Here is a 22,488-nt window from a genome sequence, read left to right as displayed (position 1 = left end):
TCTGTACGAGGGATGCACGTATGAACGAGGAAAAGCTCCGGTACTTCCTGAAGCGGGTGACGGCCGATCTCCACGAGACGCGCCGCCGGCTCCAGGAAGTCGAGTCGGAGGGGCAGGAGCCGATCGCGATCATCGGGATGAGCTGCCGCTACCCGGGGGACGTCGAGTCCCCCGAGGACCTGTGGCGGCTCGTCGCGGGGGAGACCGACGCCATCTCACCCTTCCCCACCGACCGCGGCTGGGACACGGGAAGCCTGTTCGACGAGGACCCCGACGGGCGAGGCACCAGCTACGTGCAGGAAGGCGGCTTCCTGCACGAGGCCAACCGGTTCGATCCCGCGTTCTTCGGGATCTCGCCCCGCGAGGCCACGGCGATGGACCCGCAGCAGCGCCTGCTCCTGGAGATCTCCTGGGAGGCGTTCGAACGGGCCGGCATCGACCCGACCTCGGTCCGCGGCAGCCGCACCGGCGTGTTCACCGGCGTCATGTACCACGACTACGCCTCCCGGCTGCGGGCCGTGCCGCCGGAGGTCGAGGGCTACCTCGGCACCGGCGCCTCCAGCAGCATCGCCTCCGGCCGCGTCTCGTACACGTTCGGCCTGGAAGGGCCGGCGCTCACCGTCGACACGGCCTGCTCCTCCTCCCTCGTCACCCTGCACCTGGCGATGCAGGCACTCCGCAAGGGCGAGTGCTCGCTCGCCCTCGCGGGCGGCGTCACCGTCATGCCGACGCCGGGCACCTTCACCGAGTTCAGCAAGCAGCGCGGCCTGTCCTTCGACGGGCGCTGCAAGTCCTTCGCGGACGCCGCCGACGGCACCGGGTGGGGCGAGGGCGCGGGCATGGTGCTCGTGGAGCGGCTGTCCGACGCCCGCCGCAACGGCCACCGCGTGCTGGCGGTCGTCCGCGGCTCCGCCGTGAACCAGGACGGCGCCTCCAACGGCCTCACCGCCCCCAACGGCCCCTCCCAGCAGCGGGTCATCCGCCAGGCCCTGGCCGACGCCCGGCTCACCGCGGCCGACGTCGACGTCGTGGAGGCCCACGGCACCGGCACCACCCTCGGCGACCCCATCGAGGCGCAGGCCCTGCTCGCCACCTACGGCCGGGAGCACACCGACGAGCTCCCCCTGTGGCTGGGCTCCGTCAAGTCCAACATCGGCCACACCCAGGCCGCCGCCGGTGTCGCCGGCGTCATCAAGATGGTCATGGCGATCCGGCACGGCCGGATCCCGAAGACCCTCCACGTGGACGAGCCGTCGACCAAGGTCGACTGGTCCGCGGGCGCGGTGTCGCTGCTGCGCGAGACCGTGGACTGGCCGGACACCGGCCGCCCGCGCCGCGCCGCCGTGTCCTCGTTCGGCATCAGCGGCACCAACGCGCACACCATCATCGAGCAGGCGCCGCCCGCGGCGCCCGCCGCACCCGTCCCCGCCGACACCGACACCGACGGCGATGCGGGCGGCGACGTCGACGCCCCGGCTGCCGCCGCCGGCACCGAGCCCGCCGACACCACCGGGTCCGGCCCCGGGCCGCGTCCGGTCGTCGTGCCCCCGGTCCTGCCGTGGCCGGTCTCGGCCCGCACGGACGAGGCCCTGCGCGCCCAGGCCGAGCGCCTGCTCACCCACCTGCGCGCCCACCCCGAACAGACGCCGCAGGACATCAGCCTGACCCTGGCCACCGGGCGCGCCGCCCTCGAACACCGCGCCGTCATCGTGGCCGGCGACCGGGACGAGGCCCTCACCGACGTCGCCGCGCTCGCCTCGGGCGGCACCACCTCCTCCCGGGTCGTCCTGGGCGAGGCCGGAGCCCGCGGCAGGACCGCGTTCCTGTTCACCGGGCAGGGCAGCCAGCGCCTCGGCATGGGCCGCGAACTGTACGACGCCCATCCGGCGTTCGCCGACGCCCTCGACGAGGTCTGCGCCGCCCTGGATCCCCACCTCGGCAACCCGCTGAAGGACGTGGTCTTCGGTACGGACGCGGCCGTGCTGGACCGCACCGAGTACGCGCAGCCGGCGCTGTTCGCGGTGGAAGTGGCCCTGTTCCGGCTGCTGGAGTCCTGGGGTGTCAAGCCCGACTTCCTGTCCGGGCACTCCGTCGGCGAGATCACCGCCGCCCACGTGGCCGGCGTGCTCTCCCTGCCGGACGCGTGCACCCTGGTGGCCGCCCGCGGCCGGCTGATGCAGGCACTCCCGGCCGGCGGCGTGATGATCGCCGTGGAGGCCGCGGAGGACGAGGTCCTGCCGCTGCTCACCGACCGGGTGAGCATCGCCGCGGTCAACGGCCCCCGGTCCGTCGTGATCGCCGGCGACGAGGACGCGGCGGCCACGGTCGCCGACTCCTTCGACGGCCGGAAGACCAAGCGCCTGACGGTCAGCCACGCCTTCCACTCCCCGCACATGGACGGCATGCTCGACGACTTCCGCCGGGCCCTGGAGGGCATCGCCTTCGAGGCCCCCCGCATCCCCGTCGTCTCCAACCTCACCGGCGCCCTCGTCACCGACGAGATGGGCTCCGTCGAGTTCTGGGTCCGGCACGTCCGCGAGGCCGTCCGCTTCCTCGACGGCGTCCGCGCCCTGGAGGCCGCCGGCGTGACGACGTACGTCGAACTCGGCCCGGACGGCGTGCTGTCCGCCCTCGCCCAGGCCTGCCTGACCGGCGACGCCGACGCCGCCGTCTTCACCCCCACCCTCCGCAACGGGAACCCCGAAGCGCGGACGGTCACCACCGCCCTCGCCCGGCTCCACGTCCGCGGCACCACCGTCGACTGGCACGCGTTCCACTCCGCCACCGGGGCCGAGCACGTGGACCTGCCCACCTACGCCTTCCAGCGCGAGCACTACTGGCTCGACGCCGGCACCCTCGGCGGCGACGTCACCACCGCCGGCCTCCGCTCCGCCGACCACCCGCTGCTCGGCGCCTCCGTCACCCTGGCCGACGCCGACGGACTCCTCCTCACCGGCCGGCTGTCCCTCGCCACCCACCCCTGGCTCGCCGACCACCGCGTCGCCGGCGCCGCACTGCTGCCCGGCACGGCCTTCGTCGAGCTGGCGCTCCAGGCCGGCGAGAAGGCCGGCTGCGACCTGGTGGACGACCTCACCCTCGCCGCACCGCTCGTCCTGCCCGAGGAGGGCGGGGTCGAGCTGCAGATCACGGTCGCGGCCCCCGACGAGTCGGGCCGCCGGTCCGTCCTCTTCCACTCCCGCGACGGCTTCGCCGCCGACGACGAGCCGTGGGTGCGCAACGCCACCGCGGTGCTGGCAGCGGCAGCGGAGCAGGTTCCGGCGTACGACCTGACCGCCTGGCCGCCCGCCGGCGCCGAAACCGTCGACGTCGACGCGCTGTACGACGCACTCGCGGACTCCGGCTTCGGGTACGGGCCGGTGTTCCAGGGGCTGCGCGCCGCCTGGCGGCAGGGCGACGACGTGTACGCCGAGGTCGGCCTCGGCTCCGAAACCCAGCCCGGCGCCGAGCAGTTCACCATCCACCCGGCGCTCCTCGACTCCGTCCTGCACGCCATCAACCTGGGCTCGCTGGTCGAGGACACCGGCCGGGCACGGCTGCCGTTCTCCTGGTCCGGGGTCACGGTCCACTCCGCCGGGGCGGACGCCCTGCGCGTACGGCTCTCCCGGGCCGGCCGGGACGCGGTCCGGCTGGAGATCGCCGACGCGGCGGGCGCGCCCGTCGCAACCGTCGACAGCCTCGCGCTGCGCGCCTTCTCACCCGACCAGCTCGGAGACCGGGCGCACGGCCACCGCGACTCCCTGTTCCGCGTGGACTGGGTCGAGGCCGCCGCTGCCGCGGGCGGGTCCTGCGACGACTGGATGCTGCTCGGCGAGGGCACGCAGGCCTTCGCGGACCTCGCCGGGCTGGGCGTCGCGGTCGTCGAGGGCGGCCGGATCCCCGCGGCGCTGGTCGTGCCCTGCACCGAACCCGCCGGCGACGACGTCGCCGGTGCGGTGCACGCGGCGACGGGCCGGGTCCTGTCGCTGGTCAAGGAGTGGCTGGCCGACGGCCGGTTCGCGGACGGGCGCCTCGTCCTCCTGACGCGCGGTGCGATCGCCGCCGTACCGGGCGAGGGCCCGACGGACCTGGTGCACGCCCCGGTGTGGGGTCTGGTGCGGTCGGCCCGGTCGGAGAACCCGGGCCGGATCGTCCTGGTCGACCTCGACGCCGACGGCGACGTCGCCGAGGGGGTCTCGGCCGCGCTCGCCTCGGGCGAGTCCGAGGTGGCGGTGCGCGGGGGCGCGGTGCTGGTGCCGAGGCTGGCCCGCGCCACGGTCGCGGCCGCTGACGCGGCTGCCGGGTGGGACGTCGGGGGCACGGTGTTGGTGACGGGTGCGAGCGGTTCGCTGGGCGGGTTGTTCGCCCGGCACCTGGTGGTCGAGCGGGGTGTGCGGCGCCTGTTGCTGGTGTCCCGCCGTGGTGGGGCGGCCGAGGGTGCTGCGGAGTTGTCGGCGGAGCTGGCGGGTCTGGGTGCCGAGGTGGCCTGGGCGGCGTGTGACGTGGCCGACCGTGGCGCGTTGGCGGCCGTCCTGGCCGGCGTCCCGGCGGAGCACCCGCTGACGGCGGTCGTGCACACGGCCGGTGTGCTGGACGACGGCGTGGTCGGTTCGCTGACGGCCGAGCGGCTGTCGGCGGTGCTGCGTCCGAAGGTGGACGCGGCGTGGAACCTGCACGAGCTGACGCGCGGCCTGGACCTGTCGGCGTTCGTCCTGTTCTCCTCCGCCGCCGGTGTGTTCGGTGGTGCGGGCCAGGCCAACTACGCGGCGGCCAACACCTTCCTGGACGCCCTCGCCGCGCACCGCCGGGCCGCGGGCCAGGCGGCGACCTCGCTGGCCTGGGGCCTGTGGGCCGAGACCGGCGGCATGGGCGCAACCCTGGCCGCCGAGGACGTCTCGCGCCTGGGCCGCGGCGGTGTCGACGCCATCGGCGCGGCGGAGGGAGCGGCCCTGTTCGATGCCGCCTGCGCCGCCGGGCAGGCGCTGCTGGTCCCGGTGAAGCTGGACCTTGCGGCGCTGCGTGCCCAGGCCGGCAGCGGCATGCTCCCGCCGCTCCTCTCCGGTCTCGTGCGGATGCCCGTACGCCGTGCCGCCCGGGGTGCCGGGGGCGCGTTCGCCCGGCAGCTGGCCGCGCTCCCGCAGGACCAGCAGCAGGACGCCGTGGTCGAGCTGGTCCGCGGCCAGGTCGCCGCCGTCCTCGGTTTCGCCGGCCCCGAGGCGGTCGACCCCGCGCGTTCGTTCAACGAGGTCGGCTTCGACTCGCTGACGGCGGTCGAGCTGCGCAACCGCCTCGGTGCGGCCACGGGCGTCCGCCTGCCCGCCACCCTCGTCTTCGACTACCCGACCCCCGCCGCCCTGGCGGAGTACCTCTACGCCGAGCTGCTCGGCAGCCAGGAGGCGGCAGCGGCCGCAGCCCCTGCCGCCGTCACCGTCCACGACGACGAGCCGATCGCCATCGTGGCGATGTCCTGCCGGTTCCCCGGCGACGTGCGCTCGCCCGAGGACCTGTGGCAGCTCGTGCTGGACGGTCGCGACGCGATCTCGGACATGCCGGACGACCGGGGCTGGGACCTCGCCGGCCTGTTCAGCGCGGACCCAGACCAGGCCGGCACCAGCTACAGCACCGCCGGTGGCTTCCTCCACGACGCCCACCACTTCGACCCGGTGTTCTTCGGGATGTCGCCGCGCGAGGCGCTCGCCACCGACCCCCAGCAGCGCCTGCTGCTGGAGGCGTCGTGGGAGGCGTTCGAGCGGGCCGGTATCGACCCGGCGACCGTGCGCGGCAGCCGCACCGGCGTCTTCGCCGGCGTCATGTACAACGACTACGGCACGCTCCTGCACCGCGCCCCCGCCGGCCTGGAGGGCTACATGGGGACGTCCAGCTCCGGCAGCGTCGCCTCGGGCCGCGTCTCCTACACCTTCGGCCTCGAAGGCCCCGCGGTCACGGTCGACACCGCCTGCTCCTCCTCCCTCGTGACCCTGCACCTGGCCGCCCAGGCCCTGCGCAACGGGGAATGCGACCTGGCGCTGGCCGGCGGTGTGACCGTGATGGCCACCCCCGGTACGTTCATCGCGTTCAGTCGGCAGCGCGGCCTGGCCACGGACGGCCGCTGCAAGCCCTTCGCGGCCGCGGCCGACGGCACCGCGTGGGGCGAGGGCGTCGGCATGCTGCTGGTGGAGCGCCTCTCGGACGCCCGCCGCAACGGCCACCCCGTGCTGGCGGTGGTCCGCGGCTCGGCGATCAACCAGGACGGTGCGAGCAACGGCCTCACCGCCCCCAACGGCCCCTCCCAGCAGCGGGTCATCCGGCAGGCCCTCGCCAACGCCGGCCTGAGCGCCGCGGAGGTGGACGTCGTCGAGGCCCACGGCACCGGCACCACCCTCGGGGACCCCATCGAGGCACAGGCCCTGCTCGCCACCTACGGCCGCGAACGCGCAGCCGAGGCGCCCCTGTGGCTCGGGTCGATCAAGTCGAACATGGGCCACACGCAGGCCGCCGCCGGTGTCGCCGGCATCATCAAGATGGTCCAGGCGATGCGCCACGGCATCCTGCCGAAGACCCTGCACGTCGACGAGCCCACCCCGCACGTCGACTGGTCCGAAGGCGCCGTCTCGCTCCTCACGGACACCGTCGCCTGGCCGGAGACCGGCCGCCCGCGCCGCGCCGCCGTGTCCTCCTTCGGCATCAGCGGCACCAACGCCCACACCATCATCGAGCAGGCCCCGGACGAGACGGCCACCCCCGCCGCCTCCCCGGCGGCGGACGGCGCGGCACCGACCGCGCCCCCGCTCCCGCTCCCGTACCTGGTGTCCGCGAAGTCGGACGAGGCGCTGCGCGCCCAGGCGGCCCGCCTGCGAGCCCACCTGGAGGACGCGCCCGACGCGGCTGCGGTGGACGTCGCCTGGTCACTGGCCACCCGCCGGGCCGCCTTCGACCACCGTGCGGTGGTCGTCGCCGGCGACCGGGCCGAGCTGCTGCGCGGCCTGACCGCACTGGCGGACGGCGACCCCGCCGCCGCCCCCGGCGTCACGGTCGGCACCGTCGGCACCGCAGGGGCCGGGAAGCTGGCCTTCCTGTTCACCGGGCAGGGCAGTCAGCGCCCCGGGACGGGACGCGAACTGTACGCCGCCCAGCCGGTGTTCGCAGCCGCGTTGGACGCCGTCTGCGAGGAGCTGGACGCCCGCCTCGAACTGCCGCTGAAGGAGGTGCTGTTCGGGACCGACGCCGCCGTGCTGGACCGCACGGAGTACGCGCAGCCGGCGCTGTTCGCGGTCGAGGTGGCCCTCTTCCGGCTGCTGGAGTCGTGGGGCGTGAAGCCGGACTTCCTGTCCGGGCACTCCGTCGGCGAGATCGCCGCCGCCCACGTCGCCGGTGTCCTGTCCCTCCAGGACGCGTGCACGCTCGTGGCCGCCCGCGGCCGGCTGATGCAGGCCCTCCCGGCCGGCGGCGTGATGATCGCCGTCCAGGCCGCGGAGGACGAGGTCCTGCCCCTGCTCACCGACCGGGTGAGCATCGCCGCCGTCAACGGCCCGCGGGCCGTCGTGATCGCCGGCGACGAGGACGCGGCCGTCGCCGTCGCGGAGGCCCTCCCGGACCGCAAGAGCACCCGCCTCACGGTCAGCCACGCCTTCCACTCGCCCCACATGGACGGCATGCTGGACGACTTCCGGAAGGTCGCGGAGAGGCTGTCGTACGCCGCCCCGCGCATCCCGGTCGTCTCCAACCTGACCGGCGCCCCCGTCACCGACGAGATGGGCTCCGCAGAGTTCTGGGTCCGGCACGTCCGCGAGGCCGTCCGCTTCCTCGACGGCGTCCGCGCCCTGGAAGCCGCCGGCGTGACCACCTACCTCGAACTCGGGCCCGACGGCGTGCTGTCCGCCCTCGCCCAGGCCTGCCTGACCGACGGCGCCGCAACCGCGGCCTTCGCCCCGGCCCTGCGCAAGCGCCGGCCCGAGACCGACACCCTCACGGCCGCCGTCGCACGGGCCCACGCCCGGGGTGCCCGTGTCGACTGGGCGGCGTACTTCGCCGGCACCGGCGCCCGGGACACCGACCTGCCGACGTACGCCTTCCAGCGCGACCGCTACTGGATCGAGGTGCAGGACGGCGCGTACGGCGGCGACATGGCCTCCGCCGGCCTGGGCTCCGCCGCGCACCCGCTGCTCGGTGCGGCCGTCGAACTGCCCGACTCCGAAGGGTTCCTGTTCACCGGCCGCCTCTCGCTCCAGACGCACCCCTGGCTGGCCGACCACCGGGCCGCGGGCGCCGTCATGCTGCCCGGCACCGCCTTCGTCGAGCTCGCGCTGCACGCCGGCCGGCGCGCCGGCACCGCCGTCCTGGAGGAGCTGACCCTGGAGGCCCCGCTGGTGCTCCCCGAGCCCGGCGCCCTCCAGCTCCGGGTCTCGGTGGCCGCACCCGACGACACGGGCCGCCGCACCCTCCAGGTGCACTCGCGCACCGAGACCGCGGCCGACGAGAACGGTCCCGGCCAGGACGAGCCGTGGACGCGGCACGCCACCGGCGTGCTCGGCGCCACGGACACCCCGGCCGCCCTCCCGGCCGCCGGCCCGCAGGTCTGGCCTCCCGCCGGGGCCGAACAGCTCGACGTGGCCGACCTGTACGAGCTGTTCGCCGCCGCCGGCTACGCGTACGGCCCGGCCTTCCGCAACCTGCGGTCCGCGTGGCGGCACGGCGACGAACTGTTCGCCGAACTCGCGCTCGCCGACGGCCCGCGGGCCGACGCCGCGCACTTCGGCGTGCACCCGGCCCTGCTGGACGCCGGACTGCACGGCCTCGCCCTCGGCTCCTTCTTCGCCGCGGACGACGGGGCGCCGGACGCGGACGTCCGGATGCGGCTGCCCTTCTCCTTCACCGGTGTCGGCCTGCACGCCGTCGGCGCCGGAGCACTGCGGGTACGGCTCGCCCCGGCGGGGCCGGCCGCCGTGTCCCTCACGGCCTTCGACGAGCAGGGCGAACCGGTCGTGTCGGTCGAGTCGCTGCTGCTGCGGGAGCTCGACCCGACCCGCGTGCAGTCGGCCCGGCCCGTCTTCCACGAGTCGCTGTTCCGACTCGAATGGCCCGCCCTGCCGGCCGACTCCGCCGCCCCGGGCGGACGCTGGGCCGTGGTCGGCACCGACACCCTCGGTCTTGAGGCCGCGTTGCACGGGGCGGGCGTCACCGCCGACGTCTACGCCGACCTCGACGCCCTCGCGGGCGTGGTGGTCGCCGGCAAGCCGCTGCCCGGCACCGTGCTCGTCCCGTACGCGGCGCCGGCCGCGGAGACCGCCGGCGCCGGCGCCGGGGCCATCGCCGCGGACACCCGGCGGGCGGCCCACGAGGCCCTGGCGCTCGTCCAGGACTGGCTGGCCGAGGAGACCTTCGCCGACGCCCGCCTCGCCGTGGTCACCCGTGGCGCGGTCGAGGCGCTGCCGGGCGAGGGCGTCACCGACCTGGCGCGCGCCTCGGTGTGGGGTCTGCTGAGGTCCGTCCAGTCGGAGAACCCCGGCCGGTTCCAGATCCTCGACCTCGACGCGCACCACGGCGGCGACGGCACCGGCGGCGCTCCGGCGGCGGACCTCGGCGTGCTGGTCGCGGCCGCCGTGGCGAGCGGTGAACCGCAGCTGGCAGTCCGCGGCGGAGCCCTGCACGCCGCCCGACTGGCGAAGGTGCCCGCGGACCGCCCCGCACCGCAGACCCCGGAGGGGACCACGGGGCCCGACGGCGGGACGGCGGCGGGCCGGGCACCGGCCGGGGCCGCCCCGGACCCGGACGGCACCGTCCTGATCACCGGCGGCACCGGCGCGCTCGGCAGCCTGCTCGCCCGCCACCTGGTGACCGAGCACGGCGTCCGGCACCTGCTGCTGACCAGCCGGCGCGGCCCCGGCGCCGCCGGCGCCGCCGAACTCGTCGCCGAACTCGCCGGACTGGGCGCGGAGGCCGCCGTCGTCGCCTGCGACGCCTCCGACCGGGAGGCGCTCGCCGCACTGCTGGCCGGCATCCCGGCCGAGCGGCCGCTGACCGCCGTCGTCCACACCGCGGGCCACCTCGACGACGGGCTCGTACCGTCCCTGACCCCGGAGCGGATCGACGCGGTCCTGCGGCCCAAGGCCGATGCGGCCCTGCACCTGCACGAGCTGACCCGCGACCTGGACCTCGGCGCGTTCGTGCTGTTCTCCTCGGCGGGCGGCACGCTCGGCAACCCCGGCCAGGCCAACTACGCGGCGGCCAACGCCTTCCTCGACGCCCTCGCCCAGAGCCGGCGGGCGGACGGCCTGCCCGCCGTGTCGCTGGCCTGGGGACCGTGGGAGCAGCGCAGCGGGATGACCGGCGACCTCACGGACGCCGACGTCCAGCGGATGGCGCGGTCCGGACTGGCCCCGCTGTCGTCCGCGGAGGGCCTGGCCCTCTTCGACACGGCGTCCGCACTGACCGGGGGCAGCGTGTTCGTCGCCATGCACCTCGACACGGCGCCGCTGCGCGCGCAGGCGGAGTCCGGCGCCCTCCCGCCGCTCTTCCGCGCCATGGTGCGCGGCGGACTGCGCAAGGCCGCCTCCGGTCCCGCCGACGCGGCGGTGTCCGCCGCCGCGTGGCAGCTCCAGGGCCTGTCCGGGTTGCCGGAGGAGGAGCAGGAGCGGGTGCTGCTGGACCTCGTCCGGGCCCAGGTGGCCGCCGTGCTGGCCTACCCCTCGCCCGATGCGGTGGGGGAGTCCCAGGAGTTCCTGGAGCTCGGCCTGGACTCGCTGACCGCGGTCGAGCTGCGCAACCAGCTGAACGCCGTCACGGGCCTGCGCCTGCCCGCCACCCTGCTCTTCGACCAGCCGACCCCGCTGCTCGTCGCCCGGCGACTGCGCACCGAGCTCGCCGGATCCGGGGCCGCGGGCGGCCCCGCCGGTCCGGACGGCGCCGTGGAGCACGGCGGGGAGGAGACCTCCGGGGTCCTCGGGGCGATGCTCCGGGAGGCCGGGACGCAGGGCACCTCCGGCGAGTTCATGGATCTGCTCATGCAGGCGTCCCGCTTCCGGCCGTCGTTCGCGTCGCCCGCCGGGCTCCGCAAGGCGCCGAGCCTGGTACGGCTCTCCCGCGGCGCGACGGGTGCCGGCCTGATCTGCTTCTCCTCGATCCTGTCCATCTCCGGGCCGCACCAGTACTCCCGGTTCGCGTCCGCGTTCCGCGGCCGGCGCGACGTCCACGCGATGGCCGCACCCGGTTTCGTGCGCGGCGAGCAGCTGCCCTCGACCACCGAGGCGGTCGTCGAGGCGAAGGCCGAGGCCGTGCTGCGGCACGCGGACGGGGCGCCGTTCGTGCTCCTCGGACACTCCTCGGGCGGCATCTTCGCCCACGCGGTGGCCGGGAAGCTGGAAGAGGCAGGGGTCTTCCCGGAGGCCGTGGTCCTGATCGACATCTACTCGCACGACGACGACGCCATCCTCGGCATCCAGCCGGGGCTGTCGGCAGGGGTGGACGAGCGGCAGGACACCTACGTCCCGGTCGACGACAACCGGCTGCTGGCGATGGGCGCCTACTTCCGGCTGTTCGCCGGCTGGAAGCCGGAGGCGGTCAAGACGCCCACCCTGCTGGTCCGCGCCCAGGAGCAGTTCTTCGACTGGACCCGCGCCACGGACGGCGACTGGCGCTCGTACTGGGACCTGGAGCACACCGCCCTGGACGTGCCCGGCAACCACTTCACGATGATGGAGCAGCACGCCCGGACGACGGCGCTGGCCGTCGAGGAGTGGCTCGACGCCCGCCCCTGAGACGGGCGGTCGGACCGGTGAGGAAGGGGCCGGGCCCCACCCCCCAGGGGGTGGGGCCCGGCCCCTTTCCGTACGTCCTCCTCCGGCCTTCTCAGACCCCGGAGGAGGCGCGCCGGGCCCGCGCGGCCCGGGACCGCTCCAGGGCCTGCTTCCGCTCGCGCTCGCGGTCCCGCTTCCTGGGCAGGCCCACCGGGACGACCTCGAAGTTCTCCTTGGTGGTGTCCAGCCGGTGGAACAGGTTGTCGGGGCCGGTCACGTACAGCGTGCCGACACCGAGGCCCTTCAGCGACTCCACCATGCGCGGCCAGTGGATCGGCCGGTCGAAGGTGTCCAGCATCATCGTGCGGATGCCCGCGGCGTCCCGGACGACCGTGCCGTCGTGGTCGACGACCACGGGCAGGGACGGGTCGGCGAACTCGTACCCGGCGAAGACCTCCTCCTCCGCCTTGCGGCGCAGCGCGGAGAAGGCCGCCGCGTGCACCGGCGGCCGCATCGAGTACATGGAGTAGCCTCCGGCCGCGCTGATCCCGGCCGAGAGCGCGTCGAGGTCCCCCTCCCGCAGTGACAGCATGTGGAAGCCGGCGTCCAGCCGGCCGGACAGGTCGTACCAGGCGCCGCGGTCGTCGAACCCGGCGAGGATCTCGTCGAGGCGGTCCTGCGGGGTCCGGACGAAGCAGTGCGTGACCACGTCCTCGTACACGCCGGAGAAGTAGTCCTCCTCGCAGGCGGCCAGGTCCGCCGTCATCCGGACGACGTCCGCGAAGGACAGCGACCCGACGAACGCGGCGGTCGCCTTCTGGCCGAAGCTGGGACCCGCACAGACGGTGGGGGAGACGCCGAGGGTGTCGACGGCCCGGTCCGCCATCGCCATCGAGGCCACCAGGAAGACGAGCTGGGAATACACCGAATAGTCGTCCTCGGCGTCACGGAACCGGTCGAACACCGAATATCCGAGGGCCTCGTCCGCCTCCGCGAGGCGCACCCGTCCGTACGGGTCGAGCAGCAGGAAGCGGCCTATCTCGGCGAAGGAAGCGGGCCCCATGCCGGGAAATACGATCGCGGTTCCGGTCCGGGAGGCGGAAGGGCCGGCCGTGTTCTCGGCGGGAATCGCATCGGAAAGAGTCATGGTGCGTGAATACCTTTGCTTCCGGGATGGTGTGGCAGTGGACGGTTGTTTTCCGGTGCCGTCGACGAGAAAAGACCCCGTACCCGGGCGGCGCGGGCGCGCCGGTCCGGTTACGGGGCCGGGAGGTGGAGAGGGGAGGGGAAGGGCGGAGGGCGGGGTCAGTTCAGGGCCCCACCGGTCCGTCGACCGCGGTTGCGGGAGTCCTCGGATCGTTCGTGTTTCATTTGTTCCTGCGAATCGAGTGCGACACGGAAACGGGGGTCCTGCGCATCCGCGCGGATGACTGGGACGGGGCATGTCTAGCACGCGGAGCCCCGCATCGGTCCTGTTGCGACCCCTCCTAGGGGGGAAGCGGGAAGGGTTAGGGGGAAATAGGGGTGATCATCTATTGCGGTCCTGTCGAACAACCTCATAGCATCCCCGGGTGACCGTGTCGGATCGTCCCCGCTCGCTCACCAATTCCGCGAGGAGACCCCGTGAAAGAACTCGTCCGGTCCGGGGAATCCGGCACCCGACCGCGCCCCCTGCGCATCGTCGCCGAGCAGTCCCGCACGGTGGCCGACACCGCCGGCGGCCATGGCGCGGCCCGGACTTGTTTATGAAGGCCCTCCGCTGCGGAGGCGCCGGCCGCATGCCCGACGACGCGTCAGTGGGCACCATCCGAGGCGGAGTTCCAAGGGCATGACCCATGTGCACGAAAGGCCCGACGGCGGGGAGACCTCCCCCGACGAGGTCGGGCTGATCCAGATCCGGCAGCCGTGGCTCCCGAGCACCTACCGCATGATCTGCTTCCCGAGCTCACGGAACTCGGCGCTCTGCTACCTGGCCATGGCCGATCTGCTGCTGCCCACCGTGGAACTGCTCATCGTCCAGTACCCGTCGTCCACGCCCTTCGAGGACGACCCCGACCCGGCGGCGGGCAAGGAGCTCGCCGACAAGGTGTTCGAGTCGGTGCGGGGGTGGGCCGACCGCCCGTTCGCCCTCTTCGGACACCGCCTGGGCGCCCAACTGGCCTACGAGGTGGGCTGCCGTCTGGAGCGGGAGACCACCGGGGCCCCGCTGACCCTCTTCGTCTCCGGGCGGACGGCGCCCGGCCACCGCGGCAACCTCGGCCCGCCGACGCTCAACTGCCGGGTGGTCGCCCTGACGGCCCGCCACGACCCGCACGCCACGTTGGCCGGTGTCCGGGCGTGGCGGCGGTGCACCTCCGGCCGGTTCGACCTGGAGGTCTTCCCCGGGGCCAGCGGCTACCTGAAGTCCTCCCGCCGGGAAGTGGTCAACATCGTGCACGACCAGTTGATCTCGCTCGGCCAACCGGACCCCGACTGAGGGGTCCCCAGGGGGCGGCCAGGGGTACCCGTGCCCCGGTCCGCTGCCTAGCGTGCGGGAGTGGAGGACCGTGTCCACGACACGCCCGCCGCCCGCACGGACCCCGGGGACGGCAGCGGCCGCATCCCCCTTCACCGTGAAGCCCGCGAACCCCGCGATCCACCCCTGAACGGGCCCGACCCACCGCCGGCCCGGCGCACCCTACGCCGCCCGGCCGCATCACGGCCCAGAGGAAGGACTTAGTGCGACCGATGACCGCGAAGATATTTGCAGCCGACTCGGTACGGCCCGTCGAGGAATTCGAACAGGACGCGCTCCGGGTCGCCGAGGCGATCCGCGAACGCGGCGTCGGCCTCGGCGACCGGATCATGCTGAAGGCCGGCAACTCGGCGAGCTACGTGTGCGTGCTCTACGCACTCATGCACGTCGGTGCCTCGATCGTCCTCGTCGACCAGCAGGAGACCGCGGAGGAGACCCGCCGCATCGCCGTCCGCACCGGCGTCAAGGTCACCTTCGTCGACGACGACACGCCCGTCTACCCGGACGCCGACCCCGTCCACCTGTACGAACTCATGGTCGCCGTGGCCGACCACGAGCCCACCGCGGCAGCCCTGTCCTTCGAGGCCTGGGGCGAACTCCCCGACGGCCTCATCATGTGGACCTCCGGCTCCACGGGATCCCCCAAGGGCGTCGTCAAGAGCGGCCGTTCGTTCCTGCGGAACCTCCAGCGCAACGCCGACCAGGTCGGGCACCGTCCCGACGACGTCCTGCTGCCGCTGCTGCCCTTCGCGCACCAGTACGGCCTGTCGATGGTGCTCATCGCCTGGCTCACCCGCTGCTCCCTGGTGATCGCGCCCTACCGACGGCTCGACCGCGCCCTGCGCATGGCCCGCGACGCCGGGGCCACCGTCATCGACGCGACCCCGTCCAGCTACCGCAGCATCCTCAGCCTGGTCAACCGCAAGCCGGTGCTGCGCGACCACCTCGCCGACACCCGCATGTTCTGCGTCGGCGCGGCCCCGCTCGACGCCCCGCTCGTGGCGCAGTACGTGGAGGAGTTCGGGCTGCCGCTGCTGGACAGCTACGGCTCCACCGAGCTCGGCAACGTCTCCTTCGCCACCCTCGACAACCCGGTCGCCTGCGGCCGCGCCATGGAGGGGATCCGGCTGCGGATCGTCGGCGAGGACGGCAACGAACTCCCCGCGGGCGAGACGGGCGAGATCGAGGTCGACACCCCCGACGCCCTCGAAGGGCAGATCGCCGACGACGGCACCGTCGTCCCCGCCCACGCCACCAGCGGCTGGCAGGCCACGGGCGACCTCGGCCACCTCGACGCCGAGGGCAACCTCCACGTCCTGGGCCGCAAGTTCGCCGTGCACCGCATGGGCTACACCCTGTACCCCGAGCTCATCGAGCGGAAGGTCGCCGCGCAGGGCTGCCCCGTCCGGATCGTGCCGGTGCCCGACGAACTGCGCGGCTCGCAGCTGGTGTTCTTCGTCGAGGACGAGGAGCTGGGCGAGTCCGGCCAGTGGCGGGAGCGGCTGTGCGCCCTGCTGCCCACCTTCGAACAGCCCAACAGAGTCGTGGTGCTGGAGCGGTTCCCGCTCAACCGCAACGGCAAGCCCGACAAGAAGAAGCTGGCCGAGATGGCCGCCGACCTGGCATGACCGTCCGGTGACCAGGAGGCGCCCCCGCCGCTGCGGCGGGGGCGCCTGCGTCCGGGTGCCGCGGCCGCGTCAGCCGTCGTAGGGGAGTTCGACGGGGGCCAGCGCCTCGAAGAGGTCACCGGGACCCGGATTGTCCGGGTGGGTGGACCCGCCCAGGTGGTCCAGCACGCCCCACACCGCGTTCAGGGCGGTGGTCACGGCCCCCTCGGCGAACCCGGCCGTCCACGACACGTCGTCGCCGCACAGGAAGAAGCCGCGCCGGTCGGCGGGCAGCCCGCGCTGCACGAACTGCGTGAACAGCCGCCGCTGGTAGCGGTAGTGGCCCGGCAGGTTCGACTTGAACGCGCCCATGAAGTGCGGCTCGGTCTCCCACGTGACGGTCAGCGGCTCGCCGACCACGTGCGAGCGGATGTCCAGCCCCGGGTAGATCGCCGCGAGCTTGTCCAGCAGCACGTCCAGGCGCTCGGCCGCGCTCAGCGTCGCCATCTTCAGGGAGTCGTCGTTCCACGTGTACGACAGGCACATCACCCCGGGGCGTTCCGGGCCGTCGTCGAACAGGTAGACCCCGCGCGGCATCCGGTCGGTGAGGGTCATGCTCATGACCGGCATCCCGGTGTCCGGGTCCACGTCGTGCCAGAACGGCCGGTCGGTGAGGACGAACAGCTTGGACGCGCCCATGTAATGTGTCCGCTCCACCGCCGTCCACTCCGCTGCGCTCAGCAGCGCCGGATCGGCCTCCACGCGGTTGAGCAGCGTCCACAGGTGCGGGGTGTACACCACCGCGGCGAACCGGTCCCGGCGGCCCGCCGTGTCGGTGACGGTGAACGACTCGCCGTCGCGCGTGACGGCGCGCACCCCGGGCCGGGCGGCGCCGCCGTGCAGCGAGGCCAGCGACGTCCCGGCCGGCCAGTGAGCGCACTCGCGCGGCTGGTGCCCCCACAGGCCGCACGGCACCTGCTGGGAGCCGCCGGCGATGGCGACCTGGTCCTCGTCGGCCCCGGTGTAGACGACGCGCAGGATCTCCAGCAGCGAGTTGGGGAAGTCGGTGTCCCAGCCGCCGGTACCGAAGCCCACCTGCCCGAATATCTCCCGGTGGCGGAAGGAGCGGAAGGCCGCGCTGGTGGCGAGGAAGCCGTAGAAGGACTGGTCGTCGAACTCCCGCACCAGCCGGTCCCAGACGTGCTTGAGCGTTTCGACGTCGCGCCGCTGCACGGCGTCGCGCATCGTGGCCAGTTCGGCGCGCTCCTGGAGGGCCTTCTCCCAGGCGGCGGCCACCTCCTGGTAGACGTCGGGCAGTTCGTCGGCGTCCCGCACGGTGTGGCGCACCCCGCCCAGGTCGACGAGGGTGCTCGGGGTGTGCTCCGCGAGCGGGTTGGGGAAGGGGTGGGTCCGCAGCCCCAGCAGGTCGATGTAGTGGAAGAGGGCGCGGGCCGACTGCGGGAACCGCATGGCGCCCATCTCGGCCACGCAGCCGGAGTCCCCGGGGAAGGGCACCGAGCGCATCCGGCCGCCCAGTTGCCCGGCCTCGTAGACGACCGGGCGCAGGCCCAGCCGCATCAGCTCGTAGGCGGCGGTGAGCCCGGCCATCCCGCCGCCCACCACGGCCACGGGTGTCCCCGCGCGGCCCGGTGGCAGCGAGCCCAGGCCGGCCGGATGGCCGAGCCAGCCGTCGTAGGAGAACGGGAAGTCCGGCACGAGCATGGTGGTGGCCGGGCTTGCTGATGTCATCGCGAGTACCTCTCGGGCCGGTGCGGCAGCGCTACCAGGGAGAACCGGAGACGAGCCGGCCGCAGCCGGGAACGCGGCATCGGGAGCGGGCCCGGACGGCGGGGGATCCACGCGCCGTACGCCGTGCACAGTCGGTCCGGTCCTCGCACGCTACGCAGCGGCGCCGGAGCCGGACAACCCCTATCGACCCGGACCCGGGTCACCGACCCCTTCCGGCGCGGTGGCCGCGGCCGGCCGGCGCACGGGCACGGTGATCGCGGTGACGATCAGGCCGCGGTGCACGATCCAGCGGCCTGCGAGGGCCGTCAGCGGGTGCCCGTCCGGAGCGGTCCCCGGACGCAGCACACGGGCCCGGAACGAGCCGGTCCGCGCACCGCCGACCCGTCCGCCAGCCGGTCCGCCGCCCGGAGCGCCGTCGGGGCCGTCCTCGCGGAAGGCGACGACCGCGTCCTCGAAGTCCAGCTCGGTCCCCACCAGCGGGTACCAGGTCTTGTAGACGGCCTCCTTCGCGCTGAACAGCAACCGGTCCCGGTGCAGCGGCGCGGCCCCGGCCGGCGGGGTGCGCACCCAGGCCAGTTCCCGGGGGAGGGCCGTTGACTCCAACACCCCGCGGGGCAGCGGCCGGTGCAGCTCGGCGTCGATCCCGACCGCCATCAGATCGGTGTCCCGGGCGAGGACCGCGGCCCGGTAGCCGGCGCAGTGCGTCATGCTCCCCACCACCCCGGCCGGCCACCGCGGGGCGTTGCGCTTCCCGGGCAGGACGGGAGCCGGCGGCAGCCCGAGGGCCGCCAACGCCCGGCGCGCGCAGCCCCGTACGGTGGTGAACTCCTCGCGCCGCTCGTTCGGCGCGGCGGCGACCAGGGCCGCCTCCTCGGGGTACAGCACCGCGGCGCCGTCCGGGCCGAAGGCCTCGCCCGCGCGGGCCTGCGCGGGTATCAGCGTCTCGATCATCAACTCCGGACCTCCGGGGCGTACGGCAGGATCTGTCGCAGCAGGCCCTTCGGGTGGCCGCGCCGGCGCCACTCGCGGGGGTAGCCGATGGACACCTCTTCGAAGCGCACCCCGTCGTACCAGGTGGTGCGGGGGATGTGGAGGTGCCCGTAGACCACGGCGGCCGTACGGAACCTGCGGTGCCAGTCCGCGGTGAGCACGGTGCCGCACCACTGGGCGAACTCCGGGTGCCACAGCACGTCGGTGGGCTCGCGGACCAGCGGGTAGTGGTTGACGAGGACGAGCGGCACCGCCGGGTCGTGGGCCTCCAGCCGGCGCAGGGTCGGCTCGACCCGGGCCCGGCACCAGGCGTCCCGGCTCGGGTGCGGGTCGGGGTGCAGCAGGTACTCGTCCGTGCAGACGACACCGGCCTCGTGCGCCCGGGCCAGGGACTCCTCCTTGGTCGCGGTCCCCGCCACCCGGAAGGTGTAGTCGTACAGCAGGAACAGCGGGGCGACGGCGACCGGGCCGCCTGGCCCCCGCCAGACGGGCCAGGGGTCCTCGGGCGTGACCACGCCCAGGCTGCGGCACAGGTCGACCAGCCACCGGTAGCGTTCCTCGCCCCGGGACTGGACCGGGTCCTCGCGCGGGGTCCACAGCTCGTGGTTGCCAGGGGCCCACACCACCTTGGCGAAGCGTCCGGCGAGCAGGCGCAGCGCCCACTCGATGTCCTCGCTCAGCTCGCCGACGTCGCCGGCGACGATCAGCCAGTCGTCCGGGTGGGTGGGCCGCAGGGACTCGGTGATGGGCCGGTTGTCGGCCATCCCGACGTGCAGGTCGCTGACGGCGAGCAACCGGGGTCCGGCCCCCGGGCCGGCAGCGGGCCCGACGGCGGTGGCGGCCGGTGCGGCGGGGTCAGGCGGTGTGTGCGACATCGATGTCCCAACTGACCGGCAGGTCCTGCCGACGCGTGATGTTGATCTTCCGGTAGACCCGGGTCAGGTGCTGTTCCACGGTGCTCACCGTGATGAACAGCTTCGCGGAGATCTCCCGGTTGGTGTATCCGTGCGCGGCCAGCGCCGCCACCCGCCGCTCGGCGTCCGTCAGGCTCGACACCGCGGACGACCGCGGCCGCACGGGGCTCGGCGCCGTGCTCGGCTCGGGCTGCGGCGGCGGGCCCTGCGGGGCCGGGGCGGACTGGAGGCGGTGGGACAGGCCCCGGGCGCCGCAGCCCTCGGCGATCCGCCAGGCCCTACGGGTGCAGGTCTTGCCCTGGGTCGCGTCGCCGAGCCGCTCGTACGCCGCTCCGAGGTCGGTCAGGGCCCGGGCCAGCTCGTGCGAGTCGCCCTCGTCCTGGAGCAGGGCCACCGCCCTGTTCAGCAGCGCCGGCCGCTCGGGCAGCGGCCGCGCCCCCGCCAGGACCCGCAGGGCCATGCCGCGCCCCCGCGGCCCGGCGTGCTCGGCCAGCTGTTCCCGGGCGTAGCGCTCCGCCTGGTCACGGTTGCCGAGGGCCAGCGAGGCCTCGGCGACCCCGACCCGCCAGGGCGCCAGCCCCGGCCGGTCCAGGTCCCATTCGCCCATGAGCTTCCCGCAGAGCATGAAGTCGGTGAGCGCGGCGTGGTGCCGTCCGGTGGCGAGCTGGTGCCGTCCCCGCGCGTAGAGGTAGTGCAGGCCGTAGCGCGTCCTCAGCATCTGCTCCGGCACCGGGTGGTCCACCAGGGCGGCCGCCGCCTCGTGGTCGCCCATGGCGGTCCGCGCCTCGATGAGGGCGGACAGCGGCATGCCGATGCCCACGCCCCAACCGTGTGGCGGGAGTTGTTCGAGGGCCTGCTCGGCGAGGTGGCGGGCCCGGGCCAGTTCGCCGCGGCGCAGCGCCATGTGCGCGCGCATGGCCTGCATGACGGCCGTCCACCCGGGGGCGCTGCGCTCGGAGGCCTCCTCCAGCAGCCGGTCGGTCCACAGGGTCGCCGCGCCCAGCCGGTCCGCGTACAGCAGGGCCAGCAGGCAGGCCCGTACGGTGACGTGGCTCTCCTCGGTGAGGCGGGTGCCGGCCAGGATCCGCTCGGCGTGCTCGGTGTGCTCCTCGTCGTCACCGGAGCCCGCACGCAGCACCCCGTGCAGGACCCCCATGGCGGCGATGACGCCGTCCTCCGCGGCGGGTGCCGGGCGCTCCGCGTCGTCCCAGGCCGGGCCCAGCGCACCGTCCATCCGCTCCAGCAGGGTGGGGTACGTGGAGGCCAGCACGGCCCGTACGCCGCGCAGTTCGCCGGCGAGCGTCGGGTCGGGGGTGTCCTCCAGCCCCTCGACGGCGTGCTGTATCGCCGTCGCCGCGTCGTCGAACCAGCCGTTCCACAGCAGGTCGCCGACGAGCTGCAGGGATTCGCTGACCGGCAGCGTGCCCTTGTGCGAGGCGGCGTTCAGCGGGTGGAGCTCGTGCGACCAGGCGGACGGGTTCACCCGCCAGATGAACTTCGCGGTGCTGGCACGTAGTTGCAGGCGCTCGCGCTCGTCGCGGGAGCACTGCTCCGCGAGGCGCAGGCAGCGCACCGCGAACCCGACCTGCTGGGAGGCCAGGGCCGTGTGCGCGGCGTCGCTGAGCACCCCCGGCACCCACTCCTCGTCGGGAACGCCCGGTCCGTGGTCCAGCAGGTGCGTGGCGACGGCCACCGGCGCCGCCCCGGCCTCGTACAGCAGGCGCGCGGCGCGCCGACGCAGCCCTGCCACTTCGTCGTCGTCGAGGCCCTCCAGGACCGCCGCGCGCACCGCGTCGTGCCGGAACCGGGTGCCCTGGAGGATGCCCGCGTCGACGAGGGCGGTCACCAGCTGTTCCACGGCGCCCTCCCCGGCCCGTACCAGCCGGGCGAGCAGCGGGATGCGGCCGGCGTTGCCGAGCAGGGCGATGCCCTGTGCGACCCGCAGCCCGTCGGTGCCGGTGCGGTGCACGCAGATCAGCGCGTTCTGCAGGAACTGCTCGCCCGTGTGGAGGGGGCCGTCGGGCTCCTCGCCGGCCCGCAGCCGCGGGAGGTGGTCGTCGAGGATGCTGTGGACCAGCAGGGGGTTGCCGCCGGTAGCGGTGTGCAGGGAGGCGGCCAGCCGGGGGGAGCGCCACCGGGCTCCGGTGGCGGCGGACGCGGGTGCGGCGTCGGCGGCCCGGTGGGCCAACAGCGCCTCGACGCCGCGCGCGCTGAGCGGGCCGAGCCGGAGGCGGGGTCCTTCCGCCTGGCGGAGGAGTTCGTCCAGGACACGGGGCGGGGAGGTCCCCGCGTCGGGGCCGCGGGTGACCAGCAGGCCGAGGCCCGATCCCGAGGTGCGCGCCCGTTCCAGTGCGTACAGCAGGCAGTGCAGGGACTGCGGATCGGCGTACTGGACGTCGTCGACGGCGATCAGGACGGGCCCGCGGGCCGCGAGGCCGGCCAGTCGGGCGTGGAAGGACACGAGGGTTTCGGCGGGGATGAGGCCGTCGGTGCCGGGCCGCGACCCGTGGAGGGGGAGGGGGCCCGCACCGTCGCGCGTGTCGCGGAGCAGTTCCTCCACCACCCCGAAGGGGATGTCCTGTTCGGCGGCCGAGGTGACGGCGCTGAGGAGCCGGATGCCCGAGTCGGCCGTCCGCTCCAGCACGCGGTGGAGCAGGGCGGTCTTGCCGGAGGCGACCGGGCCGCTGATCACGGCGATCCCGCCGGGTCTGGAGGGGTCGTCGGAGACCGTGCCGTGCCCGGTTCCGCTCCTGTGTCCGTGGGTGCTGCCGGGGGGCCGGGCGGCGCCGGACACCCAGGAGGTCAGCTTGGCGATCTGTTCGTCCCGCTCCACCAACATGTCTGTGGAAGCCTCCCCGATGAGATGCAATATTTCGCATGCCGGTTCCATGGCGCGACATGGTTTTTCATGCGAGTTTCTGCGAGTGCAGGAAGGCGTGCCTGTGGAGCGCATGGAATTCAGCGCTCACCGCAGGTCAAACGGC

The 22,488-nt window shown here is 74.4% G+C and carries 8 protein-coding genes and 2 pseudogenes; 5 read left to right on the top strand and 5 right to left on the bottom strand.

The window, feature by feature from the left end; all coding sequences use genetic code 11:
• Positions 1-20: 20 nt before the first annotated feature.
• The 3 genes and pseudogenes from ACSHWO_RS02910 to ACSHWO_RS02900 form a co-directional block, all read left to right on the top strand.
• Positions 21-68 (top strand): annotated as a pseudogene (locus ACSHWO_RS02910) (polyketide synthase docking domain-containing protein); the annotation flags it as partial.
• Positions 57-10,862: pseudogene (locus tag ACSHWO_RS02905) on the top strand (SDR family NAD(P)-dependent oxidoreductase); the annotation flags it as partial. The pseudogenes ACSHWO_RS02910 and ACSHWO_RS02905, both read left to right, overlap by 12 nt.
• Positions 10,863-10,943: 81 nt before the next feature.
• Positions 10,944-11,750 carry an alpha/beta fold hydrolase gene (locus ACSHWO_RS02900; RefSeq protein WP_438318880.1) on the top strand — a complete coding sequence of 269 codons (807 nt, stop codon included), beginning with the start codon at positions 10,944-10,946 and terminating at the stop codon, positions 11,748-11,750.
• Positions 11,751-11,841: 91 nt separating this feature from the next.
• On the opposite strand, the gene ACSHWO_RS02895 is transcribed toward ACSHWO_RS02900, so the two are convergent.
• Complete coding sequence (locus ACSHWO_RS02895; protein ID WP_438309919.1) at positions 11,842-12,876, bottom strand: ACP S-malonyltransferase; 1,035 nt, start codon at positions 12,874-12,876, stop codon at positions 11,842-11,844.
• A 681-nt stretch (positions 12,877-13,557) separates the two neighbouring features.
• Here ACSHWO_RS02895 and ACSHWO_RS02890 point away from each other — a divergent pair.
• Together ACSHWO_RS02890 and ACSHWO_RS02885 are read left to right on the top strand one after the other, a co-directional pair.
• Positions 13,558-14,205: a thioesterase II family protein gene (locus ACSHWO_RS02890; RefSeq protein ID WP_438309918.1), complete on the top strand. Its 648-nt coding sequence runs from the start codon at positions 13,558-13,560 to the stop codon at positions 14,203-14,205.
• Between the two features lie 251 nt (positions 14,206-14,456).
• Positions 14,457-15,872, top strand: coding sequence for a class I adenylate-forming enzyme family protein (locus ACSHWO_RS02885; RefSeq protein WP_438309917.1), 1,416 nt, complete (start codon positions 14,457-14,459; stop codon positions 15,870-15,872).
• Positions 15,873-15,941: 69 nt separating this feature from the next.
• On the opposite strand, the gene ACSHWO_RS02880 is transcribed toward ACSHWO_RS02885, so the two are convergent.
• The 4 genes from ACSHWO_RS02880 to ACSHWO_RS02865 all read right to left on the bottom strand — a co-directional run bounded on the left by ACSHWO_RS02880 (position 15,942) and on the right by ACSHWO_RS02865 (position 22,343).
• Positions 15,942-17,600 (bottom strand): flavin monoamine oxidase family protein, encoded by a 1,659-nt coding sequence (locus tag ACSHWO_RS02880; RefSeq protein WP_438309916.1) that lies wholly within the window; start codon positions 17,598-17,600, stop codon positions 15,942-15,944.
• 180 nt (positions 17,601-17,780) lie between these two features.
• Entirely contained in the window at positions 17,781-18,551 is a 771-nt protein-coding gene (locus ACSHWO_RS02875; RefSeq protein WP_438309915.1) for a 4'-phosphopantetheinyl transferase family protein, read from the bottom strand.
• Positions 18,551-19,465 (bottom strand): metallophosphoesterase family protein, encoded by a 915-nt coding sequence (locus ACSHWO_RS02870; protein WP_385849834.1) that lies wholly within the window; start codon positions 19,463-19,465, stop codon positions 18,551-18,553. The genes ACSHWO_RS02875 and ACSHWO_RS02870 overlap by 1 nt, the downstream gene beginning before the upstream one ends.
• Complete coding sequence (locus ACSHWO_RS02865) at positions 19,446-22,343, bottom strand: LuxR C-terminal-related transcriptional regulator (RefSeq protein WP_438309914.1); 2,898 nt, start codon at positions 22,341-22,343, stop codon at positions 19,446-19,448. The genes ACSHWO_RS02870 and ACSHWO_RS02865 overlap by 20 nt, the downstream gene beginning before the upstream one ends.
• Positions 22,344-22,488: the final 145 nt, after the last annotated feature.

This window comes from Streptomyces pallidus (ex Mingjun et al. 2026) (assembly GCF_051550185.1).
Taxonomy (GTDB): Bacteria; Actinomycetota; Actinomycetes; order Streptomycetales; family Streptomycetaceae; genus Streptomyces.
Note: the sequence above shows the minus strand (reverse complement) of the source record. Positions and strands in the feature narration are given on the sequence as shown.